15 protein-coding genes are annotated in these 23,252 nt (G+C 35.3%); 12 read left to right on the top strand and 3 right to left on the bottom strand.

The genetic code is table 11. From position 1 onward, the window contains the following. The first annotated feature begins 44 nt into the window (after window positions 1–44). The 3 genes from BW983_RS14430 (at window position 45) to BW983_RS14420 (ending at window position 5,019) form a co-directional block, all read left to right on the top strand. The gene (locus BW983_RS14430) at window positions 45–1,637 is read left to right on the top strand and encodes an MFS transporter (RefSeq protein WP_076552597.1); all 1,593 of its coding nucleotides are present in this window, start codon (window positions 45–47) and stop codon (window positions 1,635–1,637) included. A gap of 298 nt (window positions 1,638–1,935) precedes the next feature. After that, the gene (locus tag BW983_RS14425; RefSeq protein ID WP_076552596.1) at window positions 1,936–4,146 is read left to right on the top strand and encodes a TonB-dependent receptor; all 2,211 of its coding nucleotides are present in this window, start codon (window positions 1,936–1,938) and stop codon (window positions 4,144–4,146) included. Window positions 4,147–4,314: 168 nt separating this feature from the next. Continuing rightward, window positions 4,315–5,019, top strand: coding sequence for a class I SAM-dependent methyltransferase (locus BW983_RS14420; protein ID WP_076552595.1), 705 nt, complete (start codon window positions 4,315–4,317; stop codon window positions 5,017–5,019). Here the strand turns inward: BW983_RS14420 and BW983_RS14415 are convergent. Continuing rightward, a complete protein-coding gene (locus BW983_RS14415; RefSeq protein WP_076552594.1) occupies window positions 4,992–5,657 on the bottom strand; it encodes a hypothetical protein in 666 nt (221 codons plus the stop codon). The genes BW983_RS14420 and BW983_RS14415 overlap by 28 nt on opposite strands. Before the next feature lie 172 nt (window positions 5,658–5,829). Further along, complete coding sequence (metG, locus tag BW983_RS14410; RefSeq protein ID WP_076552593.1) at window positions 5,830–7,866, bottom strand: methionine--tRNA ligase; 2,037 nt, start codon at window positions 7,864–7,866, stop codon at window positions 5,830–5,832. A 331-nt stretch (window positions 7,867–8,197) separates the two neighbouring features. Here metG and BW983_RS14405 point away from each other — a divergent pair, with 331 nt between their 5' ends. The 5 genes from BW983_RS14405 to BW983_RS14385 all read left to right on the top strand — a co-directional run bounded on the left by BW983_RS14405 (window position 8,198) and on the right by BW983_RS14385 (window position 16,924). Continuing rightward, a complete protein-coding gene (locus tag BW983_RS14405; RefSeq protein ID WP_076552666.1) occupies window positions 8,198–10,921 on the top strand; it encodes a SusC/RagA family TonB-linked outer membrane protein in 2,724 nt (907 codons plus the stop codon). A 10-nt stretch (window positions 10,922–10,931) separates the two neighbouring features. Further along, window positions 10,932–12,524 carry a RagB/SusD family nutrient uptake outer membrane protein gene (locus BW983_RS14400; RefSeq protein WP_076552592.1) on the top strand — a complete coding sequence of 531 codons (1,593 nt, stop codon included), beginning with the start codon at window positions 10,932–10,934 and terminating at the stop codon, window positions 12,522–12,524. 15 nt (window positions 12,525–12,539) lie between these two features. Beyond that, window positions 12,540–13,613 (top strand): SusE domain-containing protein, encoded by a 1,074-nt coding sequence (locus BW983_RS14395; protein ID WP_167369992.1) that lies wholly within the window; start codon window positions 12,540–12,542, stop codon window positions 13,611–13,613. Between the two features lie 86 nt (window positions 13,614–13,699). Further along, a complete protein-coding gene (locus tag BW983_RS14390) occupies window positions 13,700–15,856 on the top strand; it encodes a glycoside hydrolase family 97 protein (protein ID WP_076552590.1) in 2,157 nt (718 codons plus the stop codon). Window positions 15,857–15,937: 81 nt separating this feature from the next. Next, the gene (locus BW983_RS14385; RefSeq protein WP_076552589.1) at window positions 15,938–16,924 is read left to right on the top strand and encodes a bile acid:sodium symporter; all 987 of its coding nucleotides are present in this window, start codon (window positions 15,938–15,940) and stop codon (window positions 16,922–16,924) included. Window positions 16,925–16,985: 61 nt separating this feature from the next. Here BW983_RS14385 and BW983_RS14380 read toward each other — a convergent pair whose 3' ends face one another. Continuing rightward, entirely contained in the window at window positions 16,986–17,960 is a 975-nt protein-coding gene (locus BW983_RS14380; RefSeq protein WP_076552588.1) for a sterol desaturase family protein, read from the bottom strand. A gap of 384 nt (window positions 17,961–18,344) precedes the next feature. Here BW983_RS14380 and BW983_RS14375 point away from each other — a divergent pair, with 384 nt between their 5' ends. The 4 genes from BW983_RS14375 to BW983_RS14360 all read left to right on the top strand — a co-directional run bounded on the left by BW983_RS14375 (window position 18,345) and on the right by BW983_RS14360 (window position 23,165). After that, entirely contained in the window at window positions 18,345–20,207 is a 1,863-nt protein-coding gene (locus BW983_RS14375) for a glycoside hydrolase family 13 protein (RefSeq protein ID WP_076552587.1), read from the top strand. An 8-nt stretch (window positions 20,208–20,215) separates the two neighbouring features. Further along, the gene (locus BW983_RS14370; RefSeq protein WP_076552586.1) at window positions 20,216–20,737 is read left to right on the top strand and encodes a nuclear transport factor 2 family protein; all 522 of its coding nucleotides are present in this window, start codon (window positions 20,216–20,218) and stop codon (window positions 20,735–20,737) included. A gap of 16 nt (window positions 20,738–20,753) precedes the next feature. Further along, window positions 20,754–22,136, top strand: coding sequence for an MFS transporter (locus BW983_RS14365; RefSeq protein ID WP_076552585.1), 1,383 nt, complete (start codon window positions 20,754–20,756; stop codon window positions 22,134–22,136). A 300-nt stretch (window positions 22,137–22,436) separates the two neighbouring features. Further along, window positions 22,437–23,165, top strand: a complete 729-nt coding sequence (locus BW983_RS14360) for a pirin family protein (RefSeq protein WP_076552584.1) — start codon at window positions 22,437–22,439, stop codon at window positions 23,163–23,165. Window positions 23,166–23,252 lie beyond the last annotated feature (87 nt).

The following is a 23,252-nucleotide window of genomic DNA, read 5'->3' as shown; positions in this document are numbered from 1 at the left end:
TTGGTAAAGTCTGTTATCTGATATCTGTAATCTAATATCTAAATATGTACAACAAAGGATTATATAGCGATTGGGTGCCCAAACCCGTACAGCTTCTGCTAATCGTATTACTGCTTGCAGTGGTAATGCCGATTGGTGGGGTTTATACCGGGAATATCAGTTATTTGGTAAGTGGTACCGGGGCTATGACAGAATATTTTATGTGGGCGAATTATGCAACCACTATTGGAATGGGAGCCTGTATGCCTGTCGTTCTCAGAATTAAAATGAGGTTTAAGGTAAGAGATAAAATGGTATTACTCTTGGTTCTTTTAGGGTTACTGAGTTATATCAATTCAACTACGTTACAGCCGATGATTTTTGTGTTTTCCGCTTTAATGATAGGATTTATGAAGATGATGGTAACGATAGAACTTTTTCTGCCATTAATGGTAATGATCGGAAACAGAGGAATGTTTTATGGCATGTTCTATACATTTGTTCTGGTGATGAATCAGGTAGCAGCTTATTATGCCGCAGAATTTGCGCTTCTGTACAACTGGCAGCAGTTTTATATTTTTACAGCAGTTCTATGTTTTATATTAGCATTGATACACTGGATTTTTATGCATGATAAATATTTTGCGCTGAAAGTTCCGTTGCATTATATTGACTGGCTGAGTATCCTGTTGTTTATCTCCACTTTTATGTTTTCTGCTTATGTGTATGCATTTGGAAGACAACAGGACTGGTTGAACTCAAAGAATATCATTAATGCGAGTATCGCAGCTTTTGTGAGCTTTGCATTACTTTCCATTCGTCAGTTAACATTAAAAAGACCCTATCTTTCATTCAAAATTTTTACAAAGAATAATGTACAGCACGGTTTGTTCATGTTGTTTTGGCTGGGAATGTTTCTGGGAACAGCTTCCCTTCAGAATACATTTGCTGTAGGAGTTTTGGGATATGATCAGCTGACTAATGCCCGACTGAGTATGCTGATGATTCCAGGAATCATTGTTGCCGGAGTCATTGCCGTTATCTGGTTTAAAAAAGAGAAACCGTTGAAAATGTATATTTTCTCAGGGTTTGCAGCAATGATAGGATATGCTATTATTATGTATTTTTCCATGGTTCTGGAATTTAATTATGATAACTGGTATCTGCCTATGTTTTTAAAAGGATACGGAATGTGTTCGTTGTTTATTTCTATTTGGTTCTATACACTGGATAAACTTGAAATGGATGAAATGCTTGCAGCAATTGGACTTGTATTAGTTTGGAGAACCTTTTTGGCGGTTGGTATATTTTCAACTTTGTATTCATGGTTGCAATACCGTTTCCAGGTTACTGCAATAGGAGATCTGGCTGTTTATATGGATGGAATGACGGTTACTCCACAGAATGTAATGGCAAATATGAAAGCGATTCAGTTGAATGCCATTATTATTGCTACCAAAAAGATTTTCGGATTCATTGTTCTGACCGGTTTGGGGATTTTACTGTATGTTGCCACTCACCATTTCGGAGCAAAAAGATTCCAATACTTTAGATTTGTAAGAGTACTTGGAGGTAAATCCGTTATTGCAAGAAGAAGACTTCGTGAACGTAAAAAATTATTAGAAGAAATAAAAGACGCAGCAGGTCCTGCGATGTAAAGATAACCTTGTTTTTCACAGTGAGATCCTGGTCCTTAGATGGGCTGGGATCTTACGATTTTAGGAAGGAAGCTCGATGTTAGAATAGGAAGAGATTATAAACAGTTAACGACTGTTATTCAACTTAAGAAAATTGACCTAAAGAAGCTGTGATAACTTCTTGATGTAATCGCGACATAAATAACTTCCATCTTTCCGCTTTTTAATTCAAAATCATGAAAAATTTCATCCTTTCTTATTTTTAATATTTCTAAATAAAAATTACCTTTGCCGAATTATAAAACTTTGATTTGAAGGAATGAAAAAGCATTATGCATTCATAGGTATGCTGGCTTCGGGAATGATGTTTTCCCAGACAGTTAGTGATTCCGTGGTTTCTAAAGGTATCGACGATGTCGTGATCGTTGCATCCAGAAAACCTACAAAAATATCTGAAATCCCAGGTACCGTTTGGGTAGTACAGAAAGAAAAAATTCAGGAACAGGCAAAAAGTGGAGTTCCAATTAAAGAAATGTTATCTATTTTGATTCCAAGTATGGATATCGGACCTCAGGGAAGAACCAATTACGGACAAAATATGAGAGGACGTTCTACATTGGTAATGATAGATGGTGTTTCCTTAAATAGTATTCGTGCAATCAGCCGTCAGTTGGATGCTATTGATCCTTTTAATATTGAAAGAATTGAAGTGCTTTCAGGAGCAAGTTCTATCTATGGAGGAAATGCTACTGGAGGAATTATCAATATCATTACAAAAACACCATCCAAAAAAGGAATCAGCGGAGAAACCGAATTGGGAGTACGTACAGGATTTATGGGAGGCGATGACCATGATTTCCGTGCTGCACAAGCTATTTCAGGAAAAGGAGAGAAGTTTTTCGGAAGGTTAGGAGTTGCTTATCAGCAAAATGGAGGGGTGTATGGTGCTGATCAGAAGCAGCTTTTTACAGATATTACACAAACTGACCTTCAGTACAACCAGTCAATTGATATCTTGGCAACCGGAGGGTATAAATTTAATGATAAACATAAAATAACAGCTTCTCTTCAATATTATAATTCCAAATTCAATGGTGACAGAAGTTTATATTTAGGTGAAAATCTAAGTGCTTTTACTACGAAAAATGGAAATTTACTGGAGATGAGAGATGGTTTTTCTTCAGATAAAAACGTAGGAACCGAGCGTTACATGGGTACCGTAGCCTATACAGGAAATAATATTCTTGGAGGTCAGGATCTATATGTTCAGTTTGCTACAAGAGCTGAAAAACTAGGATTCTATCCATTCCCTGGAAATGTAAAACTGGGAACCGGAAGTATGGCTTATATGTCTTCATCTCAGCAGGATACTTATTATTCCGGCATCAAGGCTTTATTGTCAAAATCATGGAGAGGACTAAATGTGACTTATGGTGTAGATGTTGACTTTGAAAAATTCGAAGGGACTCAATCCGTTTATAACATTGGTAAAACCATGTCAAGTGGTGGATTGATCAATGAAACTCAATTCAGCTTAGGCAGATATCCTACCAACCATTCACAAAGCTACGCAGGATATGTGCAGGCAAAATATAATATTCTTCCAAAATTACAGATCAATGGAGGTGTTCGTTATCAGAATATTAAGGTGAAAGTGGATGATTTTGTCGGATCAGAACAGCAGACTCAGATCGCAATGGGATACGGACAGTCTGCATCGGCTATTCCGGGAGGAGAAAGTTCTTATAACGTAACTTTGGCAAATGCCGGATTATTATACAAATTCAATGAGCAGCATCAGGTTTGGGGTACATTCTCTCAGGGGGTAAGTCTTGCTGACCCTGCGAAATATTATGGAATTGGTACCTATAAGCTGAATGGAGCACATTGGGATGTTGTTTCAAGCATTAATGTAAAAGACCAGCCTTTACAGGCAATCAAGACCAATCAGTATGAAGTGGGATATCGTATGAATAAAGGAGGATTGAGAGCACAGGTTGCCGGATTCTTAAGTAATTCAGATAAAACCGTTACCGTAGACAGAAAAACATTCCAGATTCTTGTTAATGATTTAAAAATGAGAAACATGGGAATTGAAGCGGAGGTTTCTTATTCAATGAATAATGGAGTTTACTTCGGAGCAAGCGGTCTTTTGATAAAATCTGAAGTAGACAATAAAGGAGAATGGCAGAAACAGGATATTTCCAATGCTTCACCTTCAAAATTGGTGACATATATCGGATATAATGTGAAAAACTGGTCATTCAGATTCCAGTCATTACAGAATTTCAAGCAGAAGGATGAGCTTAACAATGTAGTTGAAGGTTATAATACATCCGATCTTATGGTAGGATACAGATTCAATTGGGGTAAATTCAACCTTGGTATTCAGAATGTATTTAACACAGATTATCAGACGATCTGGAGCAAACGTTCTCAGGTTTTATATTCAAGCTATGGAATGCCTGCATTATTTAATTATAAAGGGAGAGGCAGAACATTTAATCTGTCTTACACTTTTGAATTTTAAAAATAAAATTAGGGCTTAATACCTTAATCCAAATCAAATACTTTCTACAAATCCGGTTTCTGATACTGTTCAGGAACCGGATTTTAATTTTAGAAGAAAAAGAATGTATCATATGCATCATGAAGCTAAAACTTTGAACTTTATCCCTTGAAGCTGTATCTTTGCACTATGAAAGATTTAATGGGCAGAGCGATCTGGGATTATTATCATGATAACGATCCTGAAGACCTGCAGACTGAAACATCAATTTCTGAGTTGGATGAACTTCCGGTAGACTATTTATTCAGAGATTTTGAAGATATGATTGATATTGAACAGAAAGCTTTAAAACTATCTACAGGAAAAGTCCTGGATATAGGAGCTGGAGCGGGTTCTCATGCTTTGTATCTTCAGAATGAAATGAATCTTGACGTGCTAGCTTTGGATATTTCTCCGAAGTCTGTTGAGGTTTGCCAATTAAGAGGTATCAAAAATGCAGTTTGTACAAATATTCTTGATTTTTCAGGAGAAACATTCGATACCATTTTATTATTGATGAATGGTACCGGAATCTTTGAAGGGTTATCTAAAATTGATACTTATCTTCAAAAACTGGGAACTTTATTGAATGAAGGAGGGCAGATTCTGATTGACAGTACAGATATTCTTTATATGTTTGACCGTGATAAAGATGGCGGAGTTTATATTCCTGCCGGTGGATATTATGGAGAACTGGAATATGTCGTTCATTATAAAGGCGAATCGGAAGAGCCCATCACATGGCTGTACCTTGACTTTAATACCTTGAAGAACGCTGCTGTAAATAATGGTTTTAAGGTTGAAAAAGTAATGCAGGACGAGGATTCCTATTTAGCGAAACTGACTAAAATATAGCCGTCAAATAATCCCTGGTAATTAATGGTGATCAGAAATGCCATTATTGTACAAATTATGATCGGAAAAATATACGAAGCTGCTCTGTAGGGCAGCTTTTTGGGTGTAAAAAGTACCCAGAATCCAAAGAGAATTAATGCACCAGTTCCTGCTACAAGAAATTCTGGACTTTTTCTGATGGTAAAAGAGTCTTTTGAGTTGAGTATATAGATTAAAGAAATCAAAAAAAGCTGAATAAACAGGAAAGCGAATCCAAAAATAAGAGTGATACCTGCGGCTAAATATTTTTTTAGCTTAACGAAATTCAGACTTAATAATATCGCTCCTGGAATCGTTCCTAAAAGGATACTGATAATGAATATCAATTCTCTTGGAAAAAGTTTGATTGCACTTGGATCTTCTGTAATATGATCCTGCCATAATTCCTTTTCTTCTGTACGTTTTAATTCTTCTGCCTCTTTTTTCCTTTGAATCAGTTGTTGAACAGCCGTTTCTTCTTCCACGGTGAAAATTCTTCCTCTTTCTTTTAAAACCTCCAGTGCGATCTGAACCGCCTCAGGAACAAAGCGATTGCCTTCTTTTAAATATTTCTCTAATTCCGTATCAGAAAGCTTCCTTAAAACACTCTTATTAACCATAATATAACGGCTGCAAATATAAATAATATTGTTGTTCTTTTATTTTTACATCTGGAAATATGCAGTATCTAATTTTGCGTCAAACAGCAATAAAAGGAAATACAGTTGTCCTGCAATAGAAAAGGCTGCTTCTTCTGAAACAGCCTTTAGTCTTCTTTATAGTAAGGTGTAATTATCCGATCTCAATACCGTTTTCAACATTGCTGTCGTCCGGTGTTACGAAAGATAATTTTCCATCAGGTTTAGTTGTTAATAATAACATTCCCTGAGATTCAATTCCTCTGATTTTTCTTGGAGCAAGGTTTAATAAGATCATTACCTGCTTACCTACAACTTCTTCAGGAGTAAAGCTTTCCGCAATACCTGAAACAACCGTTCTTACATCTACTCCCGTATCTACAGTAAGTTTCAGTAATTTATCAGCTTTTTCTACTTTTTCAGCTTCTAAAATGGTTGCTGTTCTAAGATCTATTTTCGTAAAATCATCAAATGTGATCTCTTCTTTCATTGGATTGGCGTTAGGGTTTGTTTTTTTATTGTTTTGTTTAGTGTCTTCAAGCTTTTGAATCTGAGCTTCAATTACACTGTCTTCAATTTTCGAGAAAAGAAGAGATGCTTCATTGATTTTGTGACCAGTTTCAATTAAAACAGACTGATTTTCAACATCGTTCCAGCTTTTCGCTTCAACATTAAACATATTCAATAACTTTTCAGAGCTGAAAGGCATGAATGGTTCACATAACTGGGCTAATGCAACAGCAATCTGAGCTCCCACAAATAATGATTGAGCAGCTTTTTCCGGATTGTCTTTAATTGTTTTCCAAGGTTCTTCAGTCTGAAGATATTGGTTCCCGAATCTTGCAAGGTTCATCAAGGCTGATAAAGCATTTCTGAATTCATAATTATCAAGGAATCCAGCGATTTCTTTAGCTGCTTTATTAATCTCTTTTAATTCAGGACTATTTACATCTCCCTGAGGTACAACACCATCGTAATATTTATGAATAAGAACCGCAACTCTATTGATGAAGTTTCCGAAGATACCTACCAACTCAGAATTATTCTTCGTCTGGAAATCCTTCCAAGTGAAGTTATTGTCCTTAGTTTCAGGAGCTGACGAAAGCAATGCATATCTTAAAACATCCTGTTGTCCAGGAAATTCTTCTACATATTCGTGCGCCCAAACCGCCCAGTTTCTTGAAGTTGAAATTTTATCATTCTCAAGATTCAGGAATTCAAATGCAGGAACGTTTTTAGGCATAATAAAACCACCGTGCGCCTTCATCATTGCTGGGAAGATAATGCAGTGGAATACAATATTATCCTTTCCGATAAAGTGTACCAGATCACTCTCTTCACTCTGCCAGTAATCTTTCCAGTCTTTTCCGTTTTTCTCTGCCCATTCTTTGGTAAAAGAAATATATCCGATAGGAGCATCAAACCAAACATAAAGAACTTTTCCTTCCGCATTAGGAAGCGGAACCGGAACACCCCAGTTCAGGTCTCTGGTCATAGCACGTGGTTTCAAACCATCATTTAACCATGATTTAACCTGTCCATATACATTCGGTTTCCAATCGTCTTTATGACCTTCAATGATCCACTCGTTTAAGAAGTCTTCGTATTCATTTAGAGGTAGATACCAGTTCTTTGTATCTTTAAGAATAGGAACATTTCCACTAAGCATTGATTTCGGATTGATCAGCTCTGATGGAGATAGGGTAGAACCACATTTCTCACACTGGTCACCGTAAGCGTTTTCATTACCACAGTTCGGGCAAGTTCCTACAATATAACGGTCAGCAAGGAATTCTCCTGCCTGCTCATCAAAATACTGTTCTGAAACTTCTTCAGTGAATTTTTCTTTATCATAAAGAACTTTGAAAAATTCCTGGCTTGTCTGATAATGCTTTGGAGAAGTAGTTCTTGAATATTCATCAAATGAAATTCCAAGATCTGAAAAAGATTTCTTGATAATTCCGTGATACTTGTCCACGATATCCTGAGGGGTAACTCCTTCTTTTTTAGCTCTTATGGTGATAGGGATACCATGCTCATCTGAACCACAGATAAACGCTACATCTTTTCCTAATCTTCTCTGAAATCTTGCGTAAACATCCGCAGGAATATAAACACCTGCCAAATGTCCTATATGAACCGGACCGTTTGCATAAGGCAAAGCTGCCGTAATCATCTTTCTGTTTGACATTTATAGTAAAGTTTTGACTGCAAAGATAAGGAATATCTCTTGAATACCGCTCTTTGAGGTGTTATTATGGCAAATCTTCCTGTTTTTTGATGGCGAATATGAATTTAAGTTAAACAATTGTTTAACTTTTTGTTAACGTAAAATAAATATTATGCATAGCATACTATCGTGTAAGATGTTGATGTGTAAAATTTTAACTAAAAAAGGTTTCGTAATATACATAAAATTATTATAAATTATATTAAAATTATAATAATTCTATTTTTTTTTTAAATTGCGAATCTGGTACAACACCAGAACAAGACTGAAACGAAACTATAAAAATAAGATTGTGAAGAATTTTACAACGGTATTAAAAATAGCGCCTGCTTTTTTACTGGCAAGTACAGTAATGCACGCGCAGACTAAAGACTCTATCATTAAGGAGAAGAAGATTGAGGAGGTGGTTCTGATCGGGTACGGTGCTAAAAAGAAGTCTGATTTGACAGGATCTATGACTGCAATTTCAGCTAAGGATTTTAACGAGGGAAGTATTACTTCTCCAGAACAATTAATCCAAGGAAAGGCTTCAGGTATTCAAATTACTAATAATAGCGGAGCTCCAGGTGCTGGTGCTACTATTAGGATTAGAGGAGGAGCTTCACTAAATGCAAGTAACGATCCTCTTATTGTGATTGATGGAGTGCCTGTTGATAGTAATGGTATTAGTGGCGCAGCAAATCCACTAGCATTAATTAACCCTAATGATATTGAGAGCTTTAATATCTTAAAGGATGCATCTGCAACTGCTATTTATGGAAGTAGGGCTTCTAATGGTGTAATTATTATTACAACAAAAAAAGGAACTTCAGGAAGACTAAAGGTTAATTATACAACTACCACTTCTATATATGAAAAGATGGGTAATATTAAAATGTTATCTACTGGTCAATTCAGAGATGTCGTAATGAATAAAGCTTTACCTTCATTCCAGGCACTATTGGGGAATGCAGACACAAATTGGCAGAATGAGATTTATCAGACTGCATTAGGCTTTGATAACTCAGTATCTATTTCAGGAGGAGTTAAAGGACTACCATACAGATTATCTTTAGGATATATGAACCAAGATGGTATTATTAAGACTAATAATGTTGAGAGAACAACAGTTGCTTTAAACCTTAATCCTAAGTTTTTTGATAAGCACCTTGATATCAGTTTTAATGTAAAAGGAACCTATGTAGAAAACAGATTTAAGGAAGACGGGGCAATAGGAGCAGCGGTAGTATTTGATCCAACAAAGCCAGTATACGATCAAAGCTTTTCTAAATATGGAGGTTATTGGGAGTGGTTACAGCCTAATGGTAACCCTAACACAAACGGTACAAAGAACCCTGTATCAATGTTAAATCAAAGATGGGATCTTTCTTATGTGAAAAGAGTATTAGGAAATATTCAGTTTGATTACAAGTTTCACTTTTTACCGGAATTAAGAGCTAATTTAAATTTAGGTTACGATTATAGTGATTCAAATGGAAATACCACTGTATTACCTACGGCAGCAATGCGATATTATGAAAAAGGAACCTATAGAAGATATACTCAGGAAAAAAAGAATAAGCTCTTAGATTTCTATTTTAATTATCTTAAAACTGTAGAATCACTGAAGTCAACATTTGATCTTACTGTTGGATATTCTTATCAGGACTGGCAAAGATCGGAGCCATTTGCACCTACTATTCAAGGGGATGGAGTTCTTAATCCTAAAAGTGGTGTAGATTTTTTCACTCAAAATACAATCATATCATATTTTGGAAGATTTAATTACACATTTAATAAGAAATATTTACTTACGGCAACGTTAAGAAGAGATGCTTCTTCAAGATTTAGCAAAGATAACCGCGTAGGATATTTCCCATCAGTGGCATTAGCATGGAGAATGGATCAGGAAAACTTCTTAAAGGATTCAAGAACAATCTCTACTTTAAAACTACGAGCAGGTTGGGGACAGACTGGACAGCAAGATATTCAGGATAATGATTATCCTTATTTAGCAAGATACGTGATGTCTGATAGTGGAGCAATGTATCAAATTGGAGATAGCTTCTACAATACATTGAGAGCCCAAGGATATGACAAAAATATCAAATGGGAGACGACTACAACCAAAAACGTAGGATTGGATTTTGGTTTTATGAAGGAGAGAATTAATGGGTCTATTGAAGTTTATGAAAAAGAATCTAAGGACTTATTAAGTATCGTCCCAGTTCCTGCAGGTGCCAATCTTACTAATCTTCTACTTACGAATATTGGTGATATGAGAAACAGAGGTATTGAAGTAAATGTAAATGTGAAGGCAATAGAAAAGGAAAATTTCACTTGGGAATTTAACGTAAACGCTACACATTATAGATCTGAAGTTACAAACTTAGCATCTACTGAGGTCTTAACAGGTGGAATAGGAGGTGGAACCGGAACTACTATCAAAGTACATTCACAAGGGTATCAACCTAATTCATTCTATGTATATCAACAGGTTTATGATAATGCAGGAAGACCTGTAGAAGGAGCATATGTTGATAGAAACGGGGATGGGATAATCAACAATTCAGATTTATATAAATATAAGTCCCCAGCTCCTGATGTTTTGCTTGGCTTCTCTACAAAATTTACATATAAAAATCTTGATTTAGGCTTTACTATGAGAGCTAGTATTGGAAATTATGTGTACAATAACGTAGCATCTCAATTTGGTAATTTACAAGGGATTTCTAATAATAATTTTTTACAGAATATTCATACCAGTTATTTTGATACAGGGTTTGTTAGAGCTCAGTATCAATCTGATTATTATGTTGAAAATGCTTCTTTCTTAAGAATGGATAATATTAATGTTGGGTATAATTTCCCAAATTTCATCAACAAAAATTCAAAAATAAGAGTTTTTGGATCCGTTCAGAATGCATTTGTGATTACTAAATACAGCGGATTGGATCCGGAAGTATTTGACGGGATAGATAATAATTTATATCAAAGACCACGAATATATTCTTTAGGACTTAATTTTCAATTTTAATTAGACTACAATGACATTTAAATATATAAATAAAACAATATTTACAGCGGGGCTTACTGCTGTATTGTTTCTTTCCTCATGTGAAAAAGATCTGGATAGAATGCCGGAATCAGAAGTGACTTCTGCGTCTGTATATGCTGATTTTAATAACTACAAGTCTGTATTAACCAAAATCTATGCTGGATTGGCTGTAAGTGGTCAGGAAGGAGGTGATGGAAAGCCTGATATTGGTGGTATTGATGGAGGGACATCAAATTATTTGAGACAATATTTTCAAGTTCAGGAGTTGCCAACAGATGAAGCTGTAATTGCTTGGAATGACCCATCCCTTCCGGATCTTCACAATATGAATTGGTCTGCCAATAATGAATTCATTCGTGCAATGTATTATAGAGTCTATTATCAGATTGCAATTGCTAATGAATTTATCAGAGAAACAACTGATGAAAAACTCGCTTCAAGAAACATTACAGGACAAAATGCAGAAACATCAAAACTGTATAGAAATGAAGCAAGATTTATGAGAGCATTAAGTTACTTTCATGCAATTGACTTATTTGGAAATGGACCTTTTGTAACTGAAAATTCTGAAGTTGGAATAAAACCACCTCCAAGAATTGAAAGAAAAGAACTGTTCTCATACATTGAAAAAGAATTAAAGGATTTGGAGTCTGTTTTGAAAGACCCAAGAACAAATGAATATGGACGTGCTGATAAAGCTGCTGTTTGGATGCTTTTATCAAAACTCTATTTAAATGCTGAAGTATATACAGGACAACAGAGATATTCTGATGCCAGAGTTTATGCTGAAAAGGTTATCAATGCAGGATACTCATTAAAACAGAATTATAATGAATTATTCTTGGCAGATAACAATATTAATAATAATGAAGTTATTTTTTCTATAAACTATGATGGATTAAATACCAGAACGTATGGTGGAACTACTTATATTATTCATGCCGGGGTTGGTGGAACAATGACTCCAGATGATTATGGTATCAATAGTGGTTGGGGAGGTTTGAGAGCAACTAAGAACTTAGTTAATCTATTTCCAGATGCAAATGGATCTTCAGATAAGAGAGGAAAGTTTCATACAGATGGACAGAACTTAGAAATTAATAATCAGGTTGTATTTGCTGACGGTTATCCTTTAATTAAATTTAAAAACGTAAGAAAAGATGGTTCAAAAGGTTCTGATGATACAGGTCTATTTACAGATACAGATTTTCCTCTTTTCAGATTAGGAGAAGCTTATTTGATATACGCTGAAGCTGTACTAAGAGGTGGAGGTGGCTCAAATGCAACAGCCATTCAATATATTAACTCATTAAGAGAAAGAGCTTACGGGAATACTTCAGGAAATGTTACTTCAATAAATCTGGATTTCGTTTTAGATGAAAGAGCAAGAGAATTAGCTTGGGAAGCTACAAGAAGAACTGATCTTATCAGATTTGGGAAATTTACATCATCATCTTATTTATGGCCTTTTAAAGGGGGAGTAAAAGATGGTAGAGGCGTACAGGACTTTAGAACGCTTTATCCAATTCCTAGTACAGATTTGATCGCTAATCCTAATTTGATTCAAAATCCTGGATATTAATTTTAAATGACAATCATGAAAAATTTTCTTAAAATACTTACAATAACCGCAATAAGCATTTTATGTATTGCTTGTTCAAAAGATGAAGATCAGGTTATTTTAAATGAAACTGCACAAAGTAAAATTTCGGTAGATAAAACAACTTTAGTATTAGATAAAAATCAACTTAATGACGTTGCTGTAAATTTTACTTTAGTTAAACCTACTTTTAATATTGCTGTGGTCTCGACGCAGCAAATAGAGTTGGATATTCAAGGAAATGACTTTAAGCAAAGTAAGTTTATAGATGTTGTTGATCCTACAGTTTCTTTAACCAATAAAGATTTTAATGCATTAATTCTGGCGTTAGGTGGAGCGGTAAATGTACCTAATCAAATTGACGTGAGATTAAAAACGAAAGTAGGGTCAGCTTATTATTATTCTAATATGTTGACTTTAACTGTGACTCCTTATATGTTAGGACCTAATTATAATTATACAGATCTTTACTTGATTGGTGATGCCACAGCAGCAGGGTGGGAGAATGTCATAACTAATACTAAGTTTCATCCTTTACAAAAGACAACTACTACAGGTGTATATTCTTATACAGGATACTTTGCAGCAGGTGGTTTTAAGTTGATTCAAAATCCAGGATCTTGGGATACTCAATATGGAATGGGAGGATCAGAAGGTATGTTAAGTGCAAGCGGTTCTTCGGGTAATATCTCTGTAGGAGCTGCAGGGTTTTATAAATTGACCATTAATGCAAATTCTCTAACATATACACTAACAGCAATTACTCCTCCAGTAAATTCTTATACCACAATCTCTATGGTTGGAACAGCTTCTGGAGACTGGAATACAGATACAGATCTTCAGAAATCGGCATTCAACTCTCATTTTTGGATAAAGAAAAATGTTACGATGAATGCAGGTGAATTTAAATTCAGAGCTGATCATGATTGGGGAACTAGTTGGGGGACTGCTCAGGAGTTTTTTGGTATAGCTGCCGTAGGAGGAGCTAATATTCCATTATCTACATCGTTTAAATATGATGTGTATTTTAATGATATCACGGGGGAATTCTCTGTAATTCCAGTATATTAAAAATAAAAAATATCAAATTAAAATAAAGCAAAGTGCTGCTTTACCGCAGTACTTTGTTATTTTAAAAAAGTTAATAAATAGTCATTATGAAGAAAATTACAGTTGGAGCCCTTTTGCTCTCAATGATGTTTACAGGTGTGAAAGCGCAATCTTTAAAATCGCCGGACGGTAAATTTGAGATGAATTTCCAGTTGAAAGACGGAGTTCCTTTCTATAACCTTAAATACAACGGTGCGGTGGTTGTAGAAGATTCAAAATTAGGATTGAGATTATTTAAAGACACAGCCATTAAATTTGCTTCTGAAATTGCCAAACCAGAAGATGCAAAATACGACCTGAACAACGGTTTTGCAAAGGTAGATGAAAAAAGAGACTCCAAAAACGAAACCTGGCAGCCGGTTCTTGGAGAAAAGAAAAATTATATCAATCACTACAATGAATTAGCAGTAACGCTGAATCAGGCTTCTACAGACAGAAGTATTGTAGTGAAATTCAGACTGTTCAATGATGGTCTTGGATTCAGATATGAATTTCCACAGCAAAAAAATCTTAATTATTTCGTAATCAGAGAAGAAGATTCTGAAATCGATTTCCCAACTGATATGAAAGCTTGGTGGATGGTTGCAGATTATGACTCTCAGGAATATCAATATCAGGAAACAAAAGTTTCTGAAATTCCGGCAAAATGGGATAAAGCATATGACGCTAATGCTTCTCAGACATTGGTGAAAAATGCAGTTCAGTCTCCATTAATGCTTAAAAAAGAAGGAAAAACTCCTTTATACATCAACGTAGCAGAAGCTGCAGTATTAGATTATCCAGCTTCACACTTAGAAGTTGATGCTCAGAATTTCAAATTCAAAACGCACTTAACAGCTGACAGACAAGGAGCAAAAGGATATATCCAGACTCCATCCGTGACGCCTTGGAGAACAATTATTGTAGCACCAAAAGCAGAAGATGTGATGGATTCTAAAATGATCTTCAACCTTAACGAGCCTACAAAATACAAGGATACATCTTACATTCACCCTACAAAATACATGGGAGTTTGGTGGGAAATGATCATTGGTAAATCTCAATGGGCATATTCTACAGCTGAAAATGTTCATTTAGGTAAGACAGACTTTACAAAGCTTACTCCAAACGGAAAACATGCGGCGAACAACACTAAAGTAAAAGAATATATCGATTTCGCGGCAGAAAACGGATTCCAGGGACTATTGATCGAAGGTTGGAACGAAGGTTGGGAAGACTGGTTTGGTCATTCCAAAGAATATGTTTTTGACTTCATCACACCTTACCCGGATTTTGATATCAAAATGTTGAACGATTATGCTCATTCAAAAGGAATTAAGCTGATCATGCATCATGAAACTTCAGGTTCAGCAACGAACTATGAAAGATGGGCAGATAAAGCTTTCCAAACAATGAACAAATATGGTTATGATGCTGTGAAAACAGGTTATGTAGGAGACATCATCCCAAGAGGAGAGCATCATTATTCTCAATGGACAATCAACCATTACTATAGAATTGCTGAAAAAGCAAACGACTATAAGATTATGATCAATTCTCACGAATCTGTACGTCCTACAGGAGAAAGCCGTACTTACCCGAATTATATTTCTGCAGAAGCAGCTCGTGGAACAGAATATGAAGCATTCGGCGGGAACAAGCCTGATCACCAGACTGTACTTCCGTTTACAAGATGGATGGGAGGTTCTATGGATTATACACCAGGAATTTTCCAGACAAAGCTAGACTATTATTTCCCTGGAGATCAACGTTTCGTAAAAACGACATTAGCAAAACAGTTAGCGTTATATGTAACGATGTACATGCCACTTCAGATGGCAGCAGACCTTCCTGAAAACTATAAGAAGCACATGGATGCCTTCCAGTTTATCAAAGATGTAGCAGCTGATTGGGATGATACAAAAATCTTATCTGCAGAGCCGGGAGATTATGTGATCACAGCCAGAAAAGCAAAAGGTACAGAAAATTGGTTTGTAGGAGGTATTACCGATGAAAACAAACGTGAATACACTGTAGACTTCTCATTCCTGGATAAAGGAAAGAAATATGAAGCAACGATCTATGAAGATGGAAAAGATGCAGATTATATCGACAATCCTCAAAGCTATAATATCTACAAGAAAGAGATTACGAGCAAATCGAAAATTAATTTTAAAATGGTACGAAGCGGTGGTTTTGCCATCTCTATCAAACCGGTAAAATAAATATTTCTTAAATTTATAATCCTTAAAGGTTTTTCCTTTAAGGATTTTTTTTTATTTATAAATATACTATTGTTCGTGTTAATGGCTAAAATTTTTAATAAACAAAACGTTTTTCTTCTCCTTCTGATTGTAATGGTGCTCATGGGTAAACTCATTCCCTTTGAAAAATCCTATAACCATTATTTTAATCTTTCAGCCTTTATAGATTGGGGAATTGCTGCTATTTTTTTATTGTATGGGCTTAAGCTGAACCTTAAAGAAGTAGTAAAAGATATTTCCAATTGGAAACTTCATGTACTGATTCAGTCTGGCACATTTATTCTTTTTCCTTTCTTTGTGCTGATCTTTTATCCTTTGGTAAAAGGAACCGGATATTATGATATATGGCTCTCGATATTTTTCCTGGCTGCTTTGCCTTCTACAGTTTCATCATCTGTAGTGATGGTGTCTATTGCCAAAGGAAATGTGACTTCAGCTATTTTTAATGCTTCCATTTCCGGATTGATAGGAATTGTCATGACACCACTTCTTATGAGCTTCTTCTTAACTTCAGAATCTGGCTCCGGAGATCATGGCGAAGTATTACAGCAGCTTTTAATGAAAGTTTTATTACCCATAATTTTAGGAATTATATTGAATCCGGTTTTCAAAAAATGGGTGACAAAATATTCAAATATCATTGCAGAATTTGATCGTCTCATCATTTTACTGATCGTGTATGAGAGCTTTTCAACAGCGTTTATCGAGAATGTTTTTAGTTCAGTACCTCCGACAATATTTTTAATTCTGGCTTTCAGTGTGGTATTCCTGTTTTTTGTGGTGTACAATATTCTTAAATGGATTTCCTGCAAAATGGGATTCAGTGCTCAGGATATTATTACAGTGACTTTCTGTGGCTCAAAAAAATCATTGGTTCATGGAAGTCTTTTTCTGCTGGTGCTGAATATTCCCGAAGATCAGAAAGTTTTATTCTTACTTCCGGTAATGGTGTATCATAGTTTTCAATTGTTTTATGTAAGCTGGCTGGCAAGTAAAATAGCACAAAGAGCATCAAAAATTGAAGCGTAAATTCTCAAAATAAAAAATAACCCAAGCCATTGATTTCTATAGCTTGGGTTATCTTTATTCTTTAATTGGGAGTGTATTCCGGTTCCGTAACTTCCGTTTGTTTAGGCTGTACAGGCTGTGGTTTGTTTTTTATTTTTTCATTGTACTCCTTTTGGAATTGCTTTACCGTTTTACCAGTGCCATCATGTCTCCATCCGGGAGAATAGAAAAGGTATTTTAATCGGTCTTTTAAATAAAGCCCCGGCTGTCTGAGATCTTTTCCAATCCTTCTCCATTCGTAAAAAAGAGTTGTTGCAGGATCTTTAGATTTCATTTTAGGGTATATTCCGTATTTAACAGGAACTTCCGGATCTTCTTTTTCAAAAGTTCCAAAAATTTTGTCCCAGATAATCAGCCCCATTCCCATATTGCGATCCAGATATTTGATATTGCATGCATGATGTACCCGGTGATGAGATGGGGTAACAAGAATGTATTCAAGAACCCCCATACTCTTAATGGACTGGGTATGAACAAAAGTTCCATAAATCTGAATCGATGAATAAGCTACCATGATGTGCAGTGGATGAAAACCCATAAATGCAAGAGGTGAAAAGAACAGATATCGGTATAAAGGCTGGAAAACAGGACTTCTGAATCCGGTACTTATATTAAAATAGTCAGAATTATGATGGGTAATATGTACCGCCCAGAAAACACGGGAATGATGATCAACATAGTGATGTACATAATAGGCTAAGTCCTGGGCAAGAAATACTGCAATCCAATACCATATTCCGACTTCCCAGTCAAAAATACGATGATAGTAAAAGAACATCATGACGAACATAGAAAATCCCTTCATGATAATATCCAGACTATAATTTAAAAGAGCGAAAAGTACATTGGTTGCCACATCTTTGGTTTCATACAACTTTTCTTTATTGAAGTGGCTGTAAGCCATCTCGATGAAAATGATAGCTGCAAATAAAGGAATGGTCCAGGTATATACAATGTCCGGTCCGTCACTTTCAAAGATTTTACTAAAATCAAACATTTTTTCTGTAAAACTAAATATTTAATAGATTGAAACGGTAATTTTTTTGTTTGAAAATTGTTTTAAATAGTTAATTTAATGAAAATTTAATAAAAATTTAAGCTCAGGTCGGAAAATTTCATATAAAGTAATATTGATAAGCAGATTTTTAGTTTGTTTTCGATATACTCTAAATAATCCTGTAATATGGATTAATAAAAGAAATTTCCTGTAATTATTTTGTAATAAGTCTAAAAAAAAAATCGTAATTTGCTGCTAAGTTGTTCATAGTTAAATTGTTGTGTGTTTTAATGTAACTTGCTGGTTTTTAGAATAATGGGCAGTGTTCTTAATGACATTTCATGATGCGCGGCTTATTATTAAATTGAAGATCAAGACTAAGTTATGAGAAAAATATACATGATTTTTGCACTTTCAGCTGCTTCGATAGCTTTTTCACAAGCAAAAATAGTAGAAAAAGTGGAGCCCGCTTTCTGGTGGAAAGGAATGAAAAACCCTGAACTTCAGATTCTTGTTTACGGAAAAGGAATCGCTAATAATGAAATTGCCCTTTCAGATGGTATACAGATAAAAAACATTCAAAAGGTAGAAAATCCAAACTATGTTTTTATTACGGTCAATACCAACGAAATCAGCGTTCCGAAATTTCAAATCAATATCAAAAAAGATAATAAAGCTCTTGGTTCTTACACTTATGAGCTGAAACAGAGAAATTCCGGCTCAGCAGATCGTGAATCATTTACCTCAAAAGACGTGATGTATTTAATCATGCCAGACCGTTTCGCTAATGGTGATGAAAAGAATGATTCTACACCGGATCTTACCGAAAAAGCAGATCGTAATTTACCCAACGGAAGACATGGCGGAGATTTAAAAGGAATCATCAATAATCTTGACTATATTCAAAACCTTGGAGCAACTTCTGTATGGTTAACTCCTGTAAATGAGGATAATGAAAAGGTATATTCTTACCATGGCTATGCCCAGACAGACCTGTATAAAATTGATTCCCGATACGGCACCAACGAAGATTACAAAACCCTTTCTCAGGAATTAAATAAAAGAAATATGAAACTGGTGATGGACTATGTTACCAATCATTGGGGTGTTTCTCACTGGATGATCAAAGATTTACCTACAAAAGACTGGATTCACTGGTTCAAAGAAGGAGAAAATGGTTTCACAAGATCGAATTATAAAACTTCAACGCAATTTGATCCCAATGCTTCAGATATTGATAAAAAATTAGCGCTTGACGGATGGTTTGATAAAACTATGCCGGATATCAATCAGAAGAATCCGTTAGTGTTAAAATATTTAACCCAAAATGCTATCTGGTGGATAGAATATGCCGAATTGGGAGGTTTTCGTGTAGATACGTATCCTTATAACGATAAAGAGGCAATGGCAAAATGGGCAAAGGCAATTACCGATGAATATCCTAAATTTAATATCGTAGGAGAAACATGGCTGTACACCGCAGGACAGATTTCCGCCTGGCAGAAAAATTCCAAAACAGGAGAAGCAGCAGGATACAATTCGAACCTGCCGTCTGTGATGGATTTCATGCTGTTTGGAGATATGCCTAATGCTTTTAAAGAAAAACAGGACTGGAATAAAGGAATAATAAAGCTTTATGACTCTTTTAGCAGCGATTTCCTTTACCCTGATATCAATAATGTGATGGTTTTCTTTGAAAATCATGATACTGAAAGATGGAATGAAATCTTCAATGCAGATCCCAATGCTTATAAAATGGGACTGACCTTAATTTCAACAGTTCGAGGAATTCCTCAAATTTACTACGGCTCAGAAATAGGAATGCGTGGAGATAAACAAAAAGGAGGTGATGCCGATATCCGCAGAGACTTTCCCGGAGGCTGGAAGTCTGATAAACAAAATGCTTTCAACCCATCCGAACAAACTCCGAAACAAAAAGAATTTTTCCAGTTTACTCAGAAATTACTGAACTGGAGAAAAGGAAAAGACGTAATTCATACCGGAAAAACTAAAAACTTTGTTCCTAAAGACGATGTTTTTACCTATTTCAGATATAATGACAAAGAAAGTGTGATGGTGATCATCAACAATAATGTGAAAGATCAGACACTGGATTTAAAATATTTTGAAGAATCTTTGAAAGGATTTACCAAAGGGAAGGAACTTATTTCAGGAAAAGAATTATCATTACATAAAAATATAACAATTCCGGCAAAAACTTCGTTTATCATAGAACTTGAAAAATAATATTACCTATGAAAAAAACAATAACTGCTTATACATTCATCCTGTTTCTATTAGGATTTTCAATGATTTCAGCACAATCAAACAAAACATTTGAAAAAGAGAAATCAGAAATCAGCACTATGCTTGACGGCTTCAATGTAGCTGCGGCAAAAGCTGATTATAATACTTACTTCAACTATTTTGCAGACGAATCTACCTTTATCGGAACAGATGCCACAGAAGTCTGGAATAAAAAAGAATTCATGGTCTGGGCAAAACCACACTTTGATAAAAAGAAAACCTGGAATTTTACTGCGCTTAAAAGAAATATCCATTTCAGTAAAGACGGAAAACTGGCGTGGTTTGATGAGTTATTAGATACCCAGATGAAAATATGCAGAGGTTCAGGTGTTGTAGAGAAGATTAATGGCAGCTGGAAAGTAAAACAATATGTTCTTTCAATGACTGTTCCTAATGATGTGGTAGATAAAGTAGTAGGTGAAAAAACCGCGCTGGAAGATGTTTTGATCCAACAGTTAAAAACAAAATAATATCCTAAAGACAGCAATGGCTAAAAAAATAAAACCGGAACTTTCACTTACTCAGATTATCAATATGAGTATGGGTTTCTTAGGAATTCAGATGGCATTTGGATTACAGAACGGAAACGCAAGCCGTATTCTCGCTAACCTTGGAGCAGAGGTTCATGAACTGTCATGGTTTTGGCTGGTGGCACCTATAACAGGACTTATTGTTCAGCCTATCATCGGACATATGGGAGATAATACATGGAGCCCGCTAGGAAGAAGAAAACCTTATTTCTTAATTGGTGCCATTCTCTGTGCAATAGGATTGGTTTTACTTCCTAATGCTGCGTCCGTTACTCATATGTTTGCAGCATCAGCACTATTATTAGCGGTTATTTTTCTGGCAATGATGGATGCTTCTGTGAATGTTGCAATGGAACCTTTCAGAGCTTTGGTAGGAGATATGTTACCAAAACATCAGGGAACAGTAGGTTTCTCAGTACAGACTATTCTGATTGGGATTGGCGCAGTATTAGGGTCAAAATTACCAGATTGGCTTACTCAGCTTGGAATTTTAAACGTTGCCCCAAAGGGTTTTGTTGCAGATAATGTGATCTATTCTTTTTATATAGGAGCTATCTTACTTCTTATATCCATTCTGTATACAATCATTACAACCAGAGAGTATTCTCCACAGGAGTTTTCAGAATTTGAAGAAGATCATAAAGAAACAGAAGAACCTTCAAGGTTTTCAGATATATTTAAAGACTTTGCAAGCATTCCGGCTCAGATGAAGAAGCTGGGAATTGTGCAGTTCTTTTCATGGTTTGCCTTATTTACGATGTGGGTGTTCACTACCAGTGCTTTGGCAACACATCATATGGGGCTGTCTCCGGAAGATACTCATTCAAAAGCATTCAATGACGCTGGAGATTTAACGGGTAAACTTTTTGGAATGTATAATTTATGGGCTATTCCATTTGCTTTTCTACTGACACCTATTGCAAAATGGATCGGTAAAAAACAAACCCATGCTTTAGCATTGTTATGTGGAGGATTAGGATTAATTTCGATGTATTTCATTAAGGATATTAATCATTTATGGATCTCAATGGTAGGATTAGGGTTTGCCTGGGCAAGTATTCTGGCAATGCCTTACGCAATGCTGATTGAGGTTATTCCTCAAAAGAAAATGGGCGTTTACATGGGGATATTCAATTTCTTTATTGTAATTCCGCAGATCATTAATGGATTGTTCGGAGGTCCTATCGTAAGTGGAGTCTTCGGAAAACAAGCAATGGATTATGTAGTTGTAGGAGGTGTTTGTATGCTTATCGGAGCTCTGGTAACCATGATTTTTGTTAAATCAGAAGACGAAACTCCTAAGGAAATAGAAGAAGAGATCAAACAAGTACATTTCTAGTGAGAAACTTTATAAATATAGTACTACAATTCAATAGAAGCGGGCTTTAGTCCGCTTTCACTTTTTTTGTTTATCAAATAATTGACTTTAGCCAAAACTTGTATATATTACTCACCACGAATAATAAAGGAAAAATTCGCGCATTCGTGGCTTCAAATATACAATCCGCTTAGGGAGAATCAATGAAGCTGGAAACTTAGAATATATAATAGTTTTCTCAATCGTTATTTTTTTCTTAACCTACATCAATCTTTTTTCAGTTTTACATCGCGTACATTTGTAATGTAAATAATTGTAGAAATGAAAACGGTATATCATAAAGCAGATTCAAGAGGACATGCCAATCACGGTTGGTTAAACTCTTACCATACGTTCAGTTTTGCAAACTATCAGAATAGAGATAGAATGAATTTTGGTGTATTGAGAGTACTGAACGACGATACCGTTTCTCAGGGAATGGGATTCGGGAACCATCCGCATAGGGATATGGAAATTATTTCTATTCCTTTAGAAGGAGATTTGGAACATAAGGACTCAATGGGGACTACTGCGGTGATCAGAAAAGGTGAGATCCAGGTGATGAGTGCAGGAACCGGAATCATGCACAGTGAATACAATAAAAATAAAGATGAAGAAGCTAAGTTCTTACAGATATGGATTTTTCCTAGAGAATTGAATCTTGAACCCAGATACGATCAGAAAAATATCAAAGATGGTGAAAAAATAAATGGATTTCAGCAGATTTTATCCCCTAATAAAAATGATGACGGAGTTTGGATTCAACAGGATGTATGGTTTAATCTAGCCAACTTTAAAAAAGGAAATGGTAAAAATTACATGTTGAACAAAAAAGCAAATGGAGTTTACGCATTTGTATTAAAAGGAAGTGCAAAAGTAGGAGACCGAGTCCTTAACGAAAGAGACGGATTGGGAATCTGGGATACTCAAAGCTTTAATATCGAAGCTGTGGAAGACACAGAAATATTATTGATGGAAGTACCAATGGAATTACCATCTTATCTTAAATAAAATTAAATTTGTAGCCTTAAAAATTTTTAAATAAAAAATATCGTCATCAAAGCTAATGACAATTACTTATAACTAAAAAAACAACAT

Origin of the sequence: Chryseobacterium ureilyticum (genome assembly GCF_900156735.1) — a bacterium.
Taxonomy (GTDB): Bacteria; Bacteroidota; Bacteroidia; order Flavobacteriales; family Weeksellaceae; genus Chryseobacterium; species Chryseobacterium ureilyticum.
This window is presented reverse-complemented; position numbering and strand designations above follow the sequence as displayed.